The organism is Aureibaculum algae (assembly GCF_006065315.1).
Taxonomy (GTDB): domain Bacteria; phylum Bacteroidota; class Bacteroidia; order Flavobacteriales; family Flavobacteriaceae; genus Aureibaculum; species Aureibaculum algae.
On the sequence record NZ_CP040749.1, the window covers coordinates 4446725 to 4466663 of the forward strand.

11 protein-coding genes and 1 pseudogene are annotated in these 19939 nt (G+C 33.9%); all 12 read left to right on the forward strand.

Annotation, left to right across the window (positions count from 1 at the left end; genetic code table 11):
• The first annotated feature begins 88 nt into the window (after positions 1-88).
• A complete protein-coding gene (locus FF125_RS18855) occupies positions 89-1099 on the forward strand; it encodes a LacI family DNA-binding transcriptional regulator (protein WP_175418965.1) in 1011 nt (336 codons plus the stop codon).
• Between the two features lie 49 nt (positions 1100-1148).
• The gene (locus FF125_RS18860; RefSeq protein WP_138951392.1) at positions 1149-4763 is read left to right on the forward strand and encodes a glycoside hydrolase family 38 N-terminal domain-containing protein; all 3615 of its coding nucleotides are present in this window, start codon (positions 1149-1151) and stop codon (positions 4761-4763) included.
• A 3-nt stretch (positions 4764-4766) separates the two neighbouring features.
• Complete coding sequence (locus tag FF125_RS18865) at positions 4767-6110, forward strand: sugar porter family MFS transporter (protein ID WP_138951394.1); 1344 nt, start codon at positions 4767-4769, stop codon at positions 6108-6110.
• A 9-nt stretch (positions 6111-6119) separates the two neighbouring features.
• Complete coding sequence (locus tag FF125_RS18870) at positions 6120-6527, forward strand: cupin domain-containing protein (RefSeq protein WP_138951396.1); 408 nt, start codon at positions 6120-6122, stop codon at positions 6525-6527.
• A gap of 10 nt (positions 6528-6537) precedes the next feature.
• On the forward strand, positions 6538-7230 hold the full coding sequence (locus FF125_RS18875) for an RraA family protein (protein WP_138951398.1): 693 nt from the start codon (positions 6538-6540) through the stop codon (positions 7228-7230).
• Between the two features lie 20 nt (positions 7231-7250).
• The gene (locus tag FF125_RS18880) at positions 7251-8048 is read left to right on the forward strand and encodes an SDR family NAD(P)-dependent oxidoreductase (RefSeq protein ID WP_138951400.1); all 798 of its coding nucleotides are present in this window, start codon (positions 7251-7253) and stop codon (positions 8046-8048) included.
• A gap of 29 nt (positions 8049-8077) precedes the next feature.
• Positions 8078-9124, forward strand: coding sequence for a lactonase family protein (locus FF125_RS18885; protein WP_138951402.1), 1047 nt, complete (start codon positions 8078-8080; stop codon positions 9122-9124).
• Positions 9125-9171: 47 nt separating this feature from the next.
• On the forward strand, positions 9172-10239 hold the full coding sequence (locus FF125_RS18890) for a mannonate dehydratase (protein ID WP_138951404.1): 1068 nt from the start codon (positions 9172-9174) through the stop codon (positions 10237-10239).
• Between the two features lie 9 nt (positions 10240-10248).
• Positions 10249-11409: a glycoside hydrolase family 38 N-terminal domain-containing protein gene (locus FF125_RS18895; protein ID WP_138951406.1), complete on the forward strand. Its 1161-nt coding sequence runs from the start codon at positions 10249-10251 to the stop codon at positions 11407-11409.
• A complete protein-coding gene (locus FF125_RS18900) occupies positions 11391-14651 on the forward strand; it encodes a glycoside hydrolase family 38 C-terminal domain-containing protein (protein ID WP_138951408.1) in 3261 nt (1086 codons plus the stop codon). The genes FF125_RS18895 and FF125_RS18900 overlap by 19 nt, the downstream gene beginning before the upstream one ends.
• Positions 14652-14672: 21 nt before the next feature.
• A complete protein-coding gene (locus FF125_RS18905) occupies positions 14673-16895 on the forward strand; it encodes a glucosidase family protein (RefSeq protein WP_138951410.1) in 2223 nt (740 codons plus the stop codon).
• Between the two features lie 315 nt (positions 16896-17210).
• Positions 17211-19880: pseudogene (locus tag FF125_RS22180) on the forward strand (GH92 family glycosyl hydrolase).
• The last annotated feature ends 59 nt before the right edge of the window (positions 19881-19939 follow it).

The following is a 19939-nucleotide window of genomic DNA, read 5'->3' on the forward strand; positions in this document are numbered from 1 at the left end:
TAATTTTATTAAAATATTTTTTGTCAGAACATTAAAAAATCCTACCTTTGATTAAGCTAACTAAACCGGTGTAGTTATTTTGAAAAAAATGTACTTAAAAGATATTGCAAGCGACTTAAACCTCTCCAAGACTGCCGTTTCTCTTGTGCTTAATAATAGAGGTAACGAAAATAAAATAAGTCAAAAAACTCAAAAAAGAATTATTGATTATGCTAAAAAGCATAATTATAAACCGAATCAGCTTGCCCGTGGATTAAGTCGAGGGAAAAGCGAAACTATCGGGTTAATTATACCTAATATTTCGGATATTTTTTACGCTAAAATAGCAAGTCATATCGAGAAAAAAGCCAAATTGTATGGATATACGGTAGTTTACAGTAGCTCTAATGAAAATCCGGAAATTGAAAGTGAATTAATTAGATCAATGTTAAACCGTCAAGTAGATGGATTGATAATTGCCTCGACACAACAAAATCAGTCTGATATTCAGATTTTGAAAGACTTAAATTTCCCGTTTGTATTAATTGATAGACACTACCCCAATATTGAAACTAATTTTGTTATTGTTGATAACTTTGGTGGAACTAAAGATATAACTCAGCATTTAATAAAAAATGGAAGAAGAAAAATTGGATTTATTACAATTAAATCTAATTTAGATGCTATAGAGCAAAGATTATTGGGTTACCAAGATGCTATTAAAGCAAATAATTTAGAAATTAAAAGTGAGAATATTAAGCAATTAGATGTTGTTGATTATCAAAAAGAAATGAAACAAGCAATTAGTGATTTGGTAAAGCCATCAGTTAATGTAGATGCCATTGTATTTTCTACTCATTATTTAACAGCATCTGGATTGAGAGAACTAAAATTATTAAAGTTTAAAGTACCTCAGCAGGTTGCTCTTGTCAGTTTTGATGAACTAGGAGCATTCGATTTGGTTGAACCGCCAATTACAACTAGTAAGCAACCAGTGCTCGATATTGGAAATCTTGCTGTTGAAATTTTGGTAAATGACATTGAAAATAAAAATTTAAAGATTGAAAATAAAAATGTATTGAAAACCAAACTCTTAATTCGTAAATCTTGCGGAATATAAAATTTATCATTTAACTAAACCGGTTTAGCAAAGCTAAAAATCACATAGTATGAAACAACAGAATAATTATCCAGCGATTAAAATAATAATTACTATTACTTTATCTTTCTTTTTATTCACCAATGCTTATGCAGATTTAGGTGAACCTATCCCCAAAAAGCCTTCAAGTAATTCTTTTCATGAAGGTAACGGAAATGGGCATATACAAGAACTAAATACTAACTACAACTTATATAAAATTATTAAAAATGACATAGAAGGTTATAAAAAAATGCTTTCAGGATCAGAATTCTATTTATATCCTTCAATACGAGAAGATATAAATGTGTCTATGATTGCCCGTGCCACCACAGGTAAAATGGGATTTGAGTTTCTTACAGGAGAAGTACCTAAAAATTATACCTCAGACAATGTAACTTTCTTAATGTTAAGTGATATTGATCTAACATTGAAGGAGTCCTTCGACATTTATCTAAATGATAAACACTTATTGACATTCAACTCCAATGAAGATGGCACACTTACAGTTACTGACAATCCTGGAAATGGTAATGCCGAATATGGTTTAATGAAAAGAGATGGCAATGGTGATGGGGTAGGTATATTCCGCCTAACCGTTCCTACCCCATCAATCAAAAAAGGAAAAAGTGCTAAGGTTAAGATTGTTGGTCATAAAAAAAACTCAAACTGTTGGCTCATGATTTTTAAAGCAACAGATGTGGTTGAACGAATCAAAAAATCAGTTTTTAATGAAGCTGCCTTTGTTCTTAAGGAAAAAAACGGAACTCTTTATATTGATGCCCCAACACATTTCTCAGGCAAAAAGGTCCATGTTATTAGCGATGGTAATAAAAGTAAGATAAAGGCTTTCAAAGCACAAGGAGAATTATCAAAAGTATCTTTCGCTATAAATCCACCAAAAAACAGCTTCTCTATTATTTATGATGGTAACATCATAGATTTAAAATTTGATAAAGATGATGGCACAATCTCAAATACAGATATTGAAGGAAAATATCTCTACCACAACATCGCAAATTACAATAATGGTTGGTTTGCTTCATTGACCAAATTATACAAGCCCGAGTTTTTTGAAACTTATAATGACTTTTTTGATAAGAAATATGAAAAAGGGCTGGTTTCCATAATGAATTCAAGTCATCAGGATATTGCTTGGGTAGATCGACCTGAAGTATGTATTATCTTAAGAGATACTTTATTAATAAAACCAATATTAAAAGATGCCTTTACAAGAGATGATTATGGGTTTGATATAGAAGATGGACTTATGTTACGTGAATACATTGAAAGACATCCTGAATCAGTTGAACGTCTGACTACATTACTAAATAAAAAACTTATTTCAGTTGGAGCAACCTATAACTGCCCCTATGAAGATATGTATGATGCCGAAGACCAAGTGCGTCAATTATACTTGGGTAAAAAATGGGTAAAAAAGACTTTTGGAGGGTATGACTCTAAAGTTTATTGGAATGTAGATGTACCAGGAAAATCTTTACAAACACCGCAAATACTTAAAAAAGCGGGTGTAGATTATATGATTATCAGTAGACACGCTAAGGGTATGTTTCATTGGAAAAGCCCTGATGGAAGTTCCGTATTTACCTATTCACCTGGCCACTATGGAAATGATCTACTTTATCTTTCAAGAGACCTTAACAATAAAATGAAATACGGGGCAGAACAAATTTTATATTGGGAAAATAATTTTGAAGGTGGTGAAATTCACACCCCCTTACTATCAAGTCAAGATATGCTTCCAGCCATTGATTACTCAGAATTTATAGAGACTTGGAACACCTTCGATTCATTGAAAGATGATAAAGGGGTAGAAAAAAGTGTTTATCTACCTAAAATGGAGCTTATGACAGTTGATGAGTTTATGCCCTTGGCAGAGAAAAATGCAACCAAAATAGACACTATCATGGGAGAACGTCCCAATGTTTGGGTTTATATTCATGGTCCGGGTCATCATGATGCTCTTACTGCAAGTAGAGAAGCTTCAAAATTACTACCTGCTGCAGAAAAATTTCTTTCAATAGCTAATATTTTGGACCCAAAAAAGATGCAATACCCTTATGAAGAGTTTGATGAAGCCTGGCAATCTAAGATCTATCCTGACCACGGTTGGGGAGGACATGATGGTGATATTACTGATAACTTATTTAAAGAAAATTTAGTGAAATCGAGAGTTATGGGTCAAAATCTTTTAGATAAAGGGATAGACTATATTTCAAGTAGAATTAAGAAGAATGAAAAAATTGGCATCCCGATAGTGCTCTTTAATAGTCTTTCATGGAAAAGAACCGACCCTGTAACAACATCTGTTCAATTCGCTAAGGGAGATATGACAAATGTAAGTGTACGTACTTCCAATAAAAAGAAAATTTCTACACAAACTAGTAATAAAGTGTATTATGATGATGGAAGTTTAAAAAGTGCGGATATTACTTTTATCGCCGAAAATATCCCTTCTATTGGCTATACAACGTATTATATCACCAATGATAAAAAGACCTCTTCAATAAAGCCTAAAAACACGAGTACTTTTTCCTATGAAAACCCTTTTTACAAAATAGATTTTGGAAAAGGAGGTATAAATCAAGTTTATGATAAGGAATTTAATAAAGAACTTTTTGTGACTGATAACTTCAAAGTGGGAGATGTTTTCACCATGCAATCTGTGGGTAATGGTGCAGGAGAATTTGGCGATATTCAGCAACCGAGTATGGAAAATTTTGACAAAGTGAGTCAGCACAATCCGGAATGGAAAATTTTGGAAGATGGCCCTGTTTACACAAAATATAGATTAGAACAACAAATCTTACATTCCATAGTGAGACAAGATGTTACCTTATACCATAATTTGAAGCGAATTTATTTTGATACGAGTCTACGAAATTGGTCAGGAGAATTATACCGCGAGTTTAGAACGGCCTTCCCCATTAATATGAACAACGCTGAAATTGCCCATGAAGTTCCTTTTGGAAGTGTTAGAGTGGGCAAGGATGAAATAAAGTCAGCAGGCGAACGCTACACACCATTAGGTAAAGACGTTCACCCTCGAGCAATTATAGATTGGATTTCATCTACAGATGATGATATCTCAATTACATTGAGTTCTTCAGTTGCAGCAGCTGATTGGATAGATCCAACCGAAAATAGTGCTGGAAAAGCCGTTTTACAGAACCTATTGTTGGCCAGTAGAACATCATGCCATTGGGAAGGGAACGAATACTCACAAGCAGGCAATCATGATTTTCATAATGTCTTAACATCAAATAAGGCAGGAAGTATTCAAGGTCAAAAAATTGCCAAACAAAAAAATGAGCCTTTGTATGTGGTCGTACATCCAAATACTTCCAAAAAATCGTTTTTGCCCGAATCATTGAGCTTCTTCTCTATAGATACCGACAATGTTATGATAACAACCATTAAAAAGGCGGAAGATTCTGAAGAAACAATTGCTCGTATGTACAATGTAAAGGGCGGTAATGAAAAGGTGAACGTTTCATCTTATTTCGACATCAATTTCTACAAACACACTAATATTATTGAGGAGAATCCTACACCTATAGCTCCTGAATTAAAAATAGGTAAATATGCCATTGAAACCTTTAGTTTAAATATTAATGACTTTTAAATTATGAAGAAGAGAATCTTTTTTTACACATTCGTTGCAGCTCTAGGGGGCTTGTTATTTGGATATGATACCGCAGTAATAAATGGGGCTCTTCCATTTTTTACGGATTATTTTCAATTAACAAACTCAATGCAAGGATGGGCTGTAAGTTCTGCATTAATAGGTTGTATCGTTGGAGCTTTTTTTATTGGTCGCTTAGGTGATAAATATGGAAGACGAAGTATGCTAAGGGTTATGGCTTTATTCTTTCTAATTTCGGCAATTGGATCAGGTTTAGCAGATAGTTTAACAATATTTGTTGTCTATAGATTTTTAGGAGGTATGGCTATTGGTGGTGCATCGGTACTTTCACCAATGTACATTACTGAAATTGCACCACCAAAATATAGAGGAAGGCTTACAATTACATTTCAACTTTCAATAGTTTTAGGGATTTTAGTAGCATTTTACGCAGATTATTTATTGTTAGATATAGGTGAAAATAACTGGCGTTGGATGTTTGCTTCCGAAGCGATACCAGCATTTTTGTTTTTCGGGTTACTATTTTTTGTTGGTAGAAGCCCACGTTGGTTAATTGCAAAAGGAAAATTGGCAGAGGCAAGAGAAGTTATTATAAGTGTAAATAATGTTGCTGATGTAGAAAGTACTTTTACAGAAATAAAAGAATCTATTAATACGGATGAAGTTGAAAGCGGTAAAATATTACTTCAAAAACCCTATTTTAAATTGGTAATTATTGGGATTCTTATTGGGATGTTCAACCAATTTACAGGAATTAATATTGTAATGTATTATGCTACAGATATTTTTAGAACTGCAGGTTTCTCTACGGAATCAGCTATTGGTCAAACTGTTTTAATTGGGATTACAAACTTAGTATTTACCTTAATTGCAATGCAATTAATAGATAAAATAGGACGAAAAATCTTACTACTTATTGGCTCTATTGGAATGGCATTATTTTTAGGAATCTTTTCATTTTTCTTCTTAACTGGAACTATGAATTTTGTCCTAGTAATTTGTTTAATCGGTTTTGTTGCATTTTTTGCAGCTTCTCAAGGTGCTGTAATTTGGGTGTTATTTTCTGAGATGTTTCCAAATAATATTAGATCAAGAGGGGTTGCAATAGGTACATTTTCACATTGGTTTTTTAACGGGTTAACATCGTTTTTGTTTCCAATTGTAGCTGGTGCCTTTACAAATGGAATGGGAACAGGTTACATTTTTGCATTTTATGCTTTAGCAACATTAACAAGTTATTTCTTTTATAAAAAATATCTTATTGAAACGAAAGGAAAATCATTAGAGCAGATAGAAAAAGAATTGTTTAAAAATGAAACTAAATAATTTAACATAATGAGTTTAATAGAATCTTATTCAGTAAAAGAAGCTGGTTTTAATCCCTTTTTAATTAGAGAAGGGTGGCAGATTGCTCAACTCAACTTTTTTGAAGAACAGCATATAAATAATATAAATAAAATGGAAGTTCATCATGATACAGATGAGGTTTTTATTTTATTGGAAGGAAAAGCAGTTTTAATTTCAGGTGCAATTAAAGATAATGTTATAAAATTTTCAGCAGATATAGTGAAACCTTATGTTGTGTATAATGTGCCTAAAAATGTATGGCATAATATAGCCATGGAAGAAGGATGTAAATTACTAATTGTAGAAAAATCTGGTACACATATTAATGATGTTGAGTATATGCCATTAAATATTGCACAGATAAATGATTTAAAAATTGAAGCTAAAAAATATTAAAAGAGAACTTATGGGATTGTGGAATAACGATAAGGAATTATTTGAAATTGCCAAAAAAGAATTGTTTACGGCTTTAGTGGGCGATGTACTTGATAAAATGGGATACTTACATCAGTTTCTTTCCCCAAATATAAAACCGTTAAGAAAAGACATGGTTATTATTGGACGGGCAATGACAGTACTTGAAGCTGATGTTTTTTCAGAATCAGCTAATCAAACCAATAATCCAATGATGAAAAAACCATTCGGAATTATGTTTGAAGCTCTAGATAGTTTAAAGGAAAACGAAGTCTACATATGCTCCGGATCATCTCCTAGATATGCCTTATGGGGTGGATTAATGAGCACAAGAGCCCTAAAGTTAAAATCTTCAGGAGCTGTGGTTGACGGATATTCAAGAGACTCAAATGAAATAGAAAAACTAAATTTTCCAACTTTTTCATTAGGCACCTATGCACAAGATCAAGGACCTAGAGGTAAAGTTATTGATTATAGAATACCTATAGAATTTAATGGGGTTCACATAAATCCGGGAGATATTGTATATGGAGATAGAGATGGTGTGTTGATAATTCCAAAAGATGCAGAAAATGAAGCGTTTGAAGGTGCTATTGAAAAGGCAAGAGGTGAAAAATTAGTACAAAAAGCTTTAGAGGCGGGAATGAGTACCGTAGAGGCATTTAAAAAATTTGGAATTATGTAATTTCTTAAAACACCAATTATATGGACGGAATAAATTTAAAAGGAAAAAAAGCATTAGTAACAGGTGGCTCACAAGGTATTGGGGCTCAAATTTGTAGAGAATTAGCTTCACATGGTGCAGATGTTTTTATCAATTATTTTACAAATAAAGAAAAAGCTGAAATTTTAGCCTCTGAATTAAGAGAAACTTTTAACGTAAACGTATGTATCGGTGTTGCAAATGTCTCAAAACCCAATGAAGTTGAGGCAATGTTCCAACTTATGGATAAAAAATTAAATGGCATCGATATTTTAATTAACAATGCTGGTTCAGAAAGCAATAGCCATATTTTAGATTTAGATGTTGATGAATGGGATCGTGTAATTAATATCAATTTAAAAGGACCTTTTTTATGTGCACAACAAGCCGGTAGAAGAATGGAAAAATCAGGTGGTGGTGTCATTATAAATATTTCTTCCATTCATGATACTGTCCCAAGGAAAGGTTTAACGCATTATTGTACTGCCAAAGGAGGCTTAAAAATGTTTACAAAATGTTTGGCGCTGGAACTTGCTGAAAGTAATATTAGAGTGATTTCTGTAGCTCCAGGAGCCATTGAAACAGAAATGAATCGTAAAGAAATTGCAAATTTTGGTGTAGATAAATTTCAAGGTTGGATACCTCAAGGAAGAATTGGAAATGTAAAAGATGTATCTCCAACCATTGCGTTTTTATGTTCGGATATGGCAAGTTATATGACTGGAATTGATATATATATTGATGGAGGTTATATGCAATCAACCATACCTTATGATCCTCGTCCTCCTAGAAAAATTTAAGTTTTGATATAAAATTAGAGAACCATAAAATGATAATATCGACTTTTTTCATCGGCAGTTATACACAAATGCTAACCCCCGAAATAAACGGTTTTGGAGATGGTATATCCACAATCCAACTCAATAATATTACGGGTGAATTAAGTGTTCTTCATACGATGAAGACGATTAATCCAAGTTATTTAGTAATCAGTGAGGATGGTAAATTTTTATATTGTAATACAGAGGTTGGTCTAGATAAAATGCCAAAAGTTCAGGCATATCAAATCAATGATGACTTTTCATTAGAATTTTTGAATGAACAACTCATTTCAGGAGGGTATCCTTGTCATATTGAAAAATTGGATAATAATATTTTCGTAGCCTGTTATGAAACAGGAAACATACTTCAATTTCCTTTAGACTCAATTGGAAAACTTTTAAAATGTACCAATAATTATCAACACACAGGGGTAAGTATTAATAAAGAACGTCAGGAAAGTGCTCATGCACATCAGGTCGCTATTCATCCGAATAAAAAAGAAGTTTATGTTTGTGATTTAGGTATTGATAGCATTAAAGCCTATCATTTTAACGGGACTAAACTTATAGCTGAACCAAACTATGATACTAAAGTTTCTATGGGAGGTGGTCCTAGACACATGGTATTTAATAAAAATGGAACTTTAGCATATGTTTTAAATGAATTATCTGGCGAAGTTTCAGTCCTGAAATTTATTGAAAATAAATTTCAACAGATTAGTACATATAGTTCTATACCTCCCAATTTTAAAGGTATTCCAAGTGCTTCCGCCATAAGAATTCATCCAAATCAAACTTTTTTATATACTGCTAACAGAACCATAGACGCCATAACCGTTTTTAAAATAAACAATGAAAAATTAGAAGTAGTTGAGTATAAATATACCGAAGGAAGTGAATTAAGAGAATTTAATATTTCTCCTAATGGAAAATGGTTAATTGCCTGTCATCAAAACTCTCATGCCACAGTTGTATATAAAGTACAAAATGATGGAAAATTAATCGAAAGAAATAGAACAAAAGCAATAAAAACACCAGTTTGTGTTGTTTTTTGAAACAGTTGACATGTTGTAATAAAATTAATTAAAACATATTTAAAAAGATGAAATTAGGATTCGGTTTATATAAACACATGCTAAATACCCAGCACTATAATTTTGCCAAACAATGTGGAGCCACACATCTCGTAATTCATATGGTAGACTATTTTGGCCACAACAAGGATAATGCAGACCAGCCTATTGGAGGTAAGGATGGTTGGGGAAAGGCAGGTAGTCCTAGTGATATTTGGTCATTCGAAGATCTTATGTCCATTAAAAAAGAAATCAATGATCACGGGTTACAATTAGAGGCTATTGAGAATTTTGACCCTGCCCAATGGCATGATATCTTATTGGATGGCCCAAAAAAAGAGCTTCAAATGGAAAACTTGAAGCAACTTATCCGCAATGTGGGTAAAGCAGGAATACCCATTTTTGGTTATAATTTTTCATTGGCAGGGGTTGCGGCAAGAAACCAAGGGCCTTACGCTCGGGGAAAGGCCGTTTCTGTAGGTATGGATGGTGGAGATGATACACCCATTCCCAATGGTATGGTTTGGAATATGGTTTATGACGAAAACGCCCCAGAAGGTACTTTGCCAAAAATCAACCATGATGAACTGTGGAATCGCCTACAGTATTTTCTGAATGAGATCCTACCGGTTGCCGAGGAAGCAGGTGTGAAAATGGCAGCCCACCCAGATGATCCACCAATGCCGTATGTTCGCAACACACCAAGATTGGTTTATCAACCCGATATGTACCAGAAATTGATAGATATGAAACCTAGTCCATCAAATAATTTGGAGTTCTGTTTAGGTTCCATTGCCGAAATGACCGAGGGCGATGTTTATGAGGCAACGAATACGTACAGTAAACAGGGTAAGATTGGTTATATCCATTTTAGAAATATCATAGGCAAAGTGCCCAATTACAAGGAGGTATTTGTGGATGATGGTGATATTGACATGTTCAAAATCTTAAAAATCCTTAAGAAAAACAATTTTGATGGCGTGCTGATCCCGGATCACACACCGCAAATGACCTGTGACGCCCCATGGTATGCCGGAATGGCTTATGCCATGGGATATATGAAAGCCGCCATTTCTCTAGTTAATAATAAAAAATAAACAACACTTATGCATACTAATTTAGTCAAAATCGCTCTTTTATGTATTTTTTCGCTTAATCCAAAATTTGCACAAAAAATTGAAATTAATGAGGAAATAGTTACTGTTTATTCAACCTCCCTTGTAAAGCGAAACAACGGAAATCCGGTCCAGGTAGGTATTATTGAGATAACCGATGAGACTATTAAATCCATAAACGTGGAACTACAATTTCCAGATAGAATTGAAAAATATCAATTTAAAGAACTAGATAAAAATCAGCATATTATTTCTTTTGAGTTTCCTGTTCTAAAAAAGCCTGTTAAGGTTAAGGTAAAAATAGCACAAAACGGATCTATAATCATGGAAAACACAATACAATTTCTGCCACCAAAAACATGGAAAATTTACGATGTACAAGTTTCACACCATGATTTAGGCTACGCTGATTATTACCAACTTATGCGGCGTGATGTTCGAGAAATGGGTATTGAAAATGCCATGGAATATTCCAGAAAAACAGATGGGTGGCCTAAGAATAGTCAGTTTCATTGGACGATTGAAACAAGCGAGCCAATGATTCAATATCTATCCGAACAATCAGAAGAGGTTTTAACAGAGTTGCTAGAACGAGTTAATAAAGGTCAAATTGCAATAGGCGGTGTACACAATTCTGTTTCTACAGAACATCTTGGATATGAAGCTATGGCACGATTGTTTTACACTCCAAACCGTTATGTTAGCGATTGGTTTACTACCAAACCATCCAAAACAGCTCTAATTACCGATGTTGTAGGGTTTACAAGGTCGCTTGCTATGTACAGCAAAGAGGCTGATATTCCATACTTTATGTTTGGACGTAATTCTACGGTAAAGTCTTTTGATAAAGCTGAAGATGCTGCAGCATTTTACTGGCAATCTCCCGATAAAGATTCTAAAATGACACATAGTAAAGTTTGGCATTATTACTCACCTGACCGATTGATAAAATATGATACACGAGAAATTGCAGGACTTACTAGACGTTACGAAGCACACAAAAACTATCCATACTCTTGCATCCTTGCAGAAGATAGTTATGATTTTGGGATGCCAGATTTTAAAAATGTAGAAGCTATAAAAAGTGGAACGCAGAGTATGCTAATCCCACAGTGGTATCTAGTACTTTTGACATGTATTTTGAGGATTTAAGTCGTCAACAAAACAAAGAATCCTTTCAAATTTTTGATCAAGATGTTCCGAATGCTTGGGCAGATGAAGATTTAACTGATGCCGAATATGCAGCAAAAGCAAAAAGATTAAACGCAAGTTTACCAACTACTGAAAAGTGGGCAACATTTGCTTCTGCTTCTGCTCCAAAAGCCTTTCCTTGGATAGATATTTACCAATCCTACCACAGCTTATTAATGTGGGGCGAACATACTAACGGAGCACATTCTGAAGGCCCTGTTTTTTCACCACCATCATTAGACGACCAAACAGCAGCCAATATAACCTATTATGAACTAGAGCAGGAAATGCATCGTGATTTGGTTAGAGAAAGTAAGTTATTTCAAGACAAAGTAATAAAAGCCACTGAAACCCTATTTACTAAGCAAATAACTACAAAAAGTAAAAACACCTTAGTGATTAATAATCCGCTTGTGCGTAAACGTTCCGATTATGTATATTTTGAGATACCTAAAAATAAAGGCGTTCGAAAAATTATTGATAACACAACAGGTAAAGAGGTTGAATTTCAAATTGATGAAAATAATTTAGCATTCTTTTATGCTCAAGAAGTTCCGTCTCTAGGTTATAAAACCTTTACACTTCATTTAGATAACTCAAAAGCATCAGCAAATTTTAAAACGGAAACTTCCCCTAAAATTGAAAATGATTTTTATATCATAACATTTGATGCTAAATCGGGGGGTATTAAAAGTCTATATGATAAGAAGTTAAAACGTGAACTTATAGACCAAAATGCCAACTTTAAATTAAATGAATATTACTATGAGCGTTTTGAGAGTACCAATTATCAAGAAGGCTCCAAAAAGTATCAAGGTAAAAGTGCAACATTCAAAGTACAACGTGGTGCATTTGCCGACATTATTATTTCCAAAGTTGAAGCTGAAGGTTCTAAAGATATTGTACAAAAAGTAACCATTTATAAAAACAGTAATCAAATAGATTTTGAAGTTAGTTTTGATAAGGATTCCTCTGGCAGAACTTTGGATGATTATAGAAACTATTCGCCAAAAGGTAAAGAAGGTTTGTTTTACTGCTTACCATTCAATGTTCCAAACTTCACAATCAAACACGAGCTTGCAGGTGGAATAATGGAACCTATTGAAGACCAAATGGAAGGGTCATCAACCGATTATTATTCCATTCAAAATTTTTCTGACATTTCTAATAACGATTGGGGCATAACACTAGCGGTAAAGGATGTCGATTTAGTGGAGTATGGAAAACCTCGACCTGCCTATTGGAGTAAAGGTGATGATTATGAAAACATCATGAAAAAAGCTAAACATAGTCACTTCTACCTTTATTTACTTAATAATATGTTTTTTACCAATGTGAGACAATCACAACCTGGTCCGAAAAATTTCAAATGGTCTGTAAGAAGTCATACTGGAAATTGGAGAGAAGGTAAAGCGTATAATTTTGGACGTGATTTTGCTAATCCGCTAACTTCATTTATATCCGTTGGAAAAAAAGAAGGTGTATTGCCTTCAAAATCCAATTCTTTTATTGAATTAGATTCTGAAAGTATATTATGTTCAACAATTAAACCGGCTGAATCTAATGGAGAGGGGTACATTATGCGTTTTGTAGAGGTCAGTGGCAAAGAACAAATTGTGACTGTTAAGGCTCATTTTATAAAACAAATTGAAAAAGCTAATTTAACAAATTTAGTAGAGGTTGATCGTAACTACCCACTTCAATTACTTGGGGATAATAGTTTCAAATTTATAATCCCAGCATTTGGATTACGTACCATTCGTGTCGTCCCTGTTAAAAGTCAACTACCCGAAATCGTTAAGTTCATAGGAAGCTCACTATCAGATAGCAAAATAAATCTTACTTGGAATCTATCTTCATCAAAAAATAACGACATCTCTTATTATAAAGTCTTCAGAAGTAAAACCCCGAATTTCACAACTTCATTAAGAACGTTTGTGGACAATACCGATAAGCCTAATTTTATTGACGAACCTGTTCTGAATATTAGAGGTTGGCAAAACAATAAATTAGAACCTGAGACTTCTTATTATTACAAAGTTGAGGCAATAGGTAAAAACAATAGAGCTGGTAAAGTATCTTCTGAAATACGGGTACAAACGAAAAAAACAGAAGAAGTTAACGAAAAACCTAAAAAAGTGCTCGGTTTGGTTTCTACTTTGATAAGTAAAATAACAAACAATAATTATATAGGACTATACTTTTATACAAACATTGAAAAAGACATTAATAAGTATAACGTTTACAGAAGCACAGAAAAAGATTTTGTTCCTAATAAGACAAATATACTTGCGGAAATGGATGTAACGAAAACCTTCGAACATGTTACGCCTCATGGTTTTGCAAAAGCAACCCGCCAACTAAAAGAATACAACCGCCTTTTATTTGTTGATGAAGATATTCAGCCATTTACAACCTATTACTATAAAGTAGTCGCAGTAGATGATGCAGGACAAATTGGTGATTTCTCAAGAGAAGTGCACACTACTACAGGAATTGCCAATTTAATACTTGTAGGAGCATCCGGATTTAGAGAAAGTAGAGAGGTTTCATTTGAGAACCCAAATAATAATGATTGGGAAATAAGGTATACTAAAGATGGTAGCCTACCAACAACTAATTCCACGCTTTATACAGGGCCATTTGAAATAAATCAAGATGTAATGATTACAGGTTCATTATTCGAAATAGGAACTGATATAGGAAGAGGAACCGTTCATCGTGGTTTTCAAAAAGTAAAAAATTTCGAAGTGAGCTATGTTACAAAATATGACGAAAAATGGAAAAGTTCTGGAGATTTTGCACTAATTGACAACTACAGAGGAAATCTTACATTGGGTAATAATTGGCAAGGCTTTGAAGTAAATGATATGGACGTTACTATAGATTTAAAAAAAGCAACAGATGTGCAATCTGTAGCAGTATCTTGTTTGCAAAATTTTGGGACATGGGTATTTTTCCCTAATTATATAGAAGTATTTACCTCTGAAGACGGTGAAAATTTCAAATCGGCAGGACGCATAGAAACTATAAAAGAATGGCAGCGTTTAGTATCTAAACAAGCCGATTTAACGGTTTCATTCCCAATAACAAATTGCAGGTATGTTAGAGTTTTTGCTCAGAATATTGGATATATCCCGGAGTGGCATAACTTTTCTGGAGCCAAAGCATGGTTATTTGTAGATGAAATAATAATAAAATAAAGAATTTATAAAATGAATAATATGAAAGTTACAACAGTTCTTACAAACAAAGTAAAACATAATTCAAAATCGTTACTCAACAACACATTGATTCTTGGTTTGTTTTTGTTAGCAATAAATCAAATATCTGCACAAAAAGAAATCACTCCCGCCGACCCTGAGTTTTATGCTATGGATAGGGAGCATATTGCTTTCGAAGACGAACATGTCATCTTAATAAATTATAGAGGTTCTGTCTCTCCAAGACAATATAGTGTAACCCAATTTACCAATGTACAGTTTTTACCCATTAGTAGCAGTCGTTATGAATTCAATTTAAACTTTTTTGATAAAAATACACAACGTTTAATCGAAGATGATGTGCCTACTAAGTGGAAATCTTGGATAGACGATAGTGGTAGTTACGACCCACTGGGTTCAAACTTTCGGCCTAATTCACCATCTATAATGGTAACACAAGATGAAAAGTGGCAACCAAACCAATACCATAGAACGGCTACCTTTCATAAAGAATATAATAAAAAATGGGCAAGTTTTGCTGCTGAAAGTTGGACTAACGTTTCCTATGAAGATGATGAAGTTTTTATAAAACTAAAACTTACCAACAGAAACTCCAAAAACATGGAGATGACAATTATTCCAAATCAGGTAGCTGACCAATTGACTCGGCATTTTAAAGAAGGGAATACAAAGTCAAAAACTATTGATGCCTTTACTATTGGAAGTGAAATGGCTCATGCCCGTGTTTCTTCTTCCATACAAAAAACAAGTGATCAAGGTTTTGAAATAAGCATTGCTCCTGGAAAAACAGAAACGTACTATTTTGCTGTTAAATTTTACGAACCAGATAATGGAACTCCTGAAATTTCTCAGTCAAATATTAAAGAACGTATGGAACGTGCTGATAAAAAAACACGTGATATGTTAGCTTGGGCATACAATAAGCTTCCAAAATTCAAGAGTATGAACAAAGACCTTGAAAAGTATTATTACCGTTGTATTTTATCTGTATTAATGAGTCGTTATGAAAACCCTAACTATATATCAGATATATTTTGGGCCGTAGGTACATGGCCTTACACTATTAGTTGGGATACATCATATTCCTCTGATTTAATTGCTATGCTTGAACCAGAGAGTTTGAAAGCTGCTATTTTAACCGATTTTGAGCAAGTACAATTAAAAAGAACTTATGTAGGTTGGAACGGAGCACATTGGGATATTCTATACATTCAAGAACCTTTTGCACTTCAAATAATGATTGAAGCTTACATTAGACATACTGGTGACTATTCTATTTTTGATGAAAAAGCTGCTGGTGTTACTGTTTGGGAATGGATGCAACGTTGGGTAGACGAGCTGCAAAATAACTATACCAACGAAATAGGCCTAATTGACGTAGGCTACAATACCGAAAAAATTATTGAAATCCGAACCGATGGCTACAATCATGCGGTGCCAATTACGAATACTTTAACAATCGACTTATTATACACTATGTCAGATTGGGCAAAAAAACGCAATGAAAAAAAGATTCAGAAAACTTATTTTAATGATGCTGAAAAACTAAAATCATTGGTTAATAAATATATGTGGAATGAGGAACTAGGTTGGTTCGATAATTATTATCCTGACGGAACACGAGGCACTATTTGGACGTTTCATTTGTTCGATCTACTGGGGGCTGATTTTCTTCCTTACCACCAATTATATCGTTTGGTAAGCCACTTACAAGAAGGTGAGTTTTTGGGAAAATATGGCGTTTATTCTATTGCTCGTAGAGATAAAGTGCATTGGGATTTAATTGACTCTGACTGGGGAGGTGGCGGACAATATGCCGGTATGCCTGGGCGTATTTCACGTAACTTGTACCAAAAAGGTTTTGCTGGTAAAGGTTGGGATGTACTAAAACGTAATATTAGATATGTAGACCATTTCCCATATCTGCCACAAAATCCAAGAATAGACATTCCTGAACAAGACCGTTCGTCAATGCCTTTAGAAATTTCGGCTGGTGCTGGAATGGAAGCTATTGTTTTTGGAACTTTTGGAGTTAAAATAGAACAAGACAAATTAACTATTAAACCATTTAATCACGAAGACATTGGTGAGGCGACACTAACTAATATCACATGGAAGGGCAGAACATTCGGGATTCAATTGACCCGTAAAACATTCTCCGTGTATGAAGGAGAAAAGTTGATCACTACCGAATTTTATGGGGAAGAAGTGGTAATCAAATAAATTTGATACTATTTTAAAAGATAATTAATTACAATTAAAAAAATAATCGCAAGATAAAAAAACATAACCTTTATTGTTTTAATTACTGCCTTTGGAAGCTACCTTTTCGGGTACAATACTACACTTATTTCCTGATGTATTATTTCAGGTGATATTACAGATAAATGTGGCAGAAAAAAAATGGATGGAATAAAACAATCAATTTCATTGAACAATTGAAACAAGCAAGCCAATGATCTATATTTATCCGAATAATCGGAAGAGATTTTAGCTGATCGTTAAAAAATAAAATTAGTATTGAAAAAATTAAATAGTATGAAGTATTGTATAAAAAATATTGCCGTTATTTTAAGTGTTGCCTTAATATGTTTTAGTTGCAAAGAGCAAAGAGTAGAAAGTGAAATAGAAGCAAATAACAATCCTCTTCCTAAAAAAGAATATTTAGGATATGTAGACACAAGAGTTGGCACAGCGGCAAGTATTGCTGATATTACAGTTACAGAGGTCGAAGAACCTATGGGCTATGTATCGCCAATCGTAGGTAATCCTTCTGCATTAACACATTGGACACCGCAAACAGCAAAATGGACAGATAGGGTAATAACCGTTCCAGTACCCTATTGGTATGACCAAAATAAAATTCAAGGATTTCGAGGTACGCGTTACCCAAACGGAGCTGTAGTTGGTGATTGGGGTCCAATGTCCATTATGCCAATGACAGGTAAAGTTATAACTGATGCTGAGACACGTGCTTCAAAATTTAGTCATGATTCTGAGATTGCGAAACCACACTATTACTCAGTACAATTGGATGATTACGATATAAAAGCCGAATTTACAGCAGCTTCTAAAACTGCATTCTTTCAGTTTACTTTTCCAGAATCTAAGTCTTCATCAATAGTAATAGATGGTGTGTATGTTCCAGGGAACTATAAAGTGATACCTGAGAGAAATGAAATCGAGGGGTATACTGTTATTGCAGGTCATTTTAAAAATCACTTTGTTGCTAAGTTTGATAAGAAATTTAAAGTATATAATGTAGATATGCTCCCAAATGTGGTTGGCACGAAATTGGTTCCTAATGGGTTTAAAGCAGCATATTATAATAACGATAAGTTAGAAGGAGAGCCCGATGTATTAGTAGATTATTCTGAATTGAATTACAATTGGTTAAAAGAACCTGCTGAAGGTGTTAATGCCGATTTCTTTTCTGCAAAGTATACTTGTACTCTTGTACCAAGGTATACTGGTGAACATATATTTGAATTAACAACAAAAGATGGAACTCGAATGTATATTAACGGTAAAATGGTAATAGACCAATGGATGTATAGAGCTACTGGAACTAATAGTTACAAGGCAAACCTTACCAAAGGAAAAAAAATTGATATACGTATAGAGTATTATGACGGTTCAAGTACAACCGAAATGCAATTTAGATGTGCGGAACCCGTAAAAGCAGACCCAAAACTTGGACCTCAAATGGCACTTAAAGGAGCTGATGGAAATGCAGTATATGTAACTTTTAATACTAAGGATCAGGAAAAAGTGAAGATGAAGGTTGGTACTTCTCTAATTGATATAGCACAAGCTCGAGCTAATATGGAAGAAGAATTTCCTGATTTCAATTTTAAAAAAGCTGTTACACAGGTTGCTGGTGTCTGGGAAAAAGAGTTAAATATGATTCAGGTTGAAGGTACCGAAGATGATAAAGCCATTTTCTATACTGCCTTAACCAAATGTTTTGTAAACCCTCGCAATTTAAACGAAGGTGGTAGATATTTTAGTCCGTTTGACTTTCAGGTTCATGAGGGTCAAATGTATACAGATCTTTCCCTATGGGATACCTTCAGGTCTTTACACCCGCTTTGGGTAATTTTAAAGCCTGATGAAACTACTGACATTATCAATGGCATGTTGAATGCCTACAAATAAGGTGGTTGGTTACCAAAATGGCCAAATCCATGGTATCGCAGTATTATGATGGGAACGCATTCAGATGCTGTTATTACTGATGCTTATGTGAAAGGCATAAGAGGTTTTGATACAGATTTAGCATTTGAAGCCATGTTAAAAAATGCTAATGAAAAAGGAAACCATGGTTTTTCAGGCCGAGTAGGTATTGAGCACTTTAATGAAATTGGATATGTACCTGCCGATGTTTTCGGGTTTTATGGCGAACCTGTTGCAAGAACACTTGAGTTTTCTTATGATGATTATTGTATTGCCCAAATGGCTAAAGCTTTGGGAAAAGATGATTATCATGATGAATTTATGCAACGCTCAAAACGATACATTAATGTTTTAGACAAAGAAACTTGTTTAGTTCGTGGTAAAAAATTAAATGGTGAGTGGCTTCCTCCTTTTGATAAAAGTATTAGTGTTTGGGCACAAGGCACAGATCATGACACAGAAGTATATTATAAAAATCACACATTATTAGTGCCTCACGACATTCCAGGTTTAGCCAATTTTATGGGAGGAGAAGAAAAACTGGTAAACTACCTTGACGATTTTTTCGAAAAGGATATGTATTATGTTGGTGACGAATTCTCCATGCATGCACCTTATATGTATAATAGTTTAGGTACACCTTGGAAAACTCAAAAAGTTGTTCGAGATATGCTTGCTAAATACTTCTTTAATGATGTTGGAGGTTTACCAGGTAATGATGATTGCGGTCAAGTTTCATCATGGTATGTTTTTGGAGCGATAGGCTTTTACCCTGCACTACCAGGAACCCCTACATATCAGCTTTGTAGTCCTGTCTTTGACAAGGTTTCAATAAATGTAGGTAATGGTAAGGTTTTTACAATAATTGCAAATAATAACTCTAAAAAGAATGCTTATATTCAATCGGCAACGTTCAATGGTAAAACCTATAATTCTAGTCAATTACATCATGATGATTTAATAGCCGGTGGTAAATTAGTTTTTGAAATGGGACCTAAACCAAATAAAAGTTGGGGCGTAAAAAATAATTAGAGAATAAATCAATTAGCTCATATGAATACAAAAAGCCTTGTTTATTAATCATTACTTTT

Coding starts and splice junctions, on each gene's coding strand:
- FF125_RS18885 (WP_138951402.1), top strand. CDS start 8,078: ATGATAATATCGACTTTTTTCATCGGCAGTTATACACAAATGCTAACC.
- FF125_RS18890 (WP_138951404.1), top strand. CDS start 9,172: ATGAAATTAGGATTCGGTTTATATAAACACATGCTAAATACCCAGCAC.
- FF125_RS18855 (WP_175418965.1), top strand. CDS start 89: ATGTACTTAAAAGATATTGCAAGCGACTTAAACCTCTCCAAGACTGCC.
- FF125_RS18870 (WP_138951396.1), top strand. CDS start 6,120: ATGAGTTTAATAGAATCTTATTCAGTAAAAGAAGCTGGTTTTAATCCC.
- FF125_RS18905 (WP_138951410.1), top strand. CDS start 14,673: ATGAAAGTTACAACAGTTCTTACAAACAAAGTAAAACATAATTCAAAA.
- FF125_RS18900 (WP_138951408.1), top strand. CDS start 11,391: ATGTATTTTGAGGATTTAAGTCGTCAACAAAACAAAGAATCCTTTCAA.
- FF125_RS18875 (WP_138951398.1), top strand. CDS start 6,538: ATGGGATTGTGGAATAACGATAAGGAATTATTTGAAATTGCCAAAAAA.
- FF125_RS18895 (WP_138951406.1), top strand. CDS start 10,249: ATGCATACTAATTTAGTCAAAATCGCTCTTTTATGTATTTTTTCGCTT.
- FF125_RS18860 (WP_138951392.1), top strand. CDS start 1,149: ATGAAACAACAGAATAATTATCCAGCGATTAAAATAATAATTACTATT.
- FF125_RS18865 (WP_138951394.1), top strand. CDS start 4,767: ATGAAGAAGAGAATCTTTTTTTACACATTCGTTGCAGCTCTAGGGGGC.
- FF125_RS18880 (WP_138951400.1), top strand. CDS start 7,251: ATGGACGGAATAAATTTAAAAGGAAAAAAAGCATTAGTAACAGGTGGC.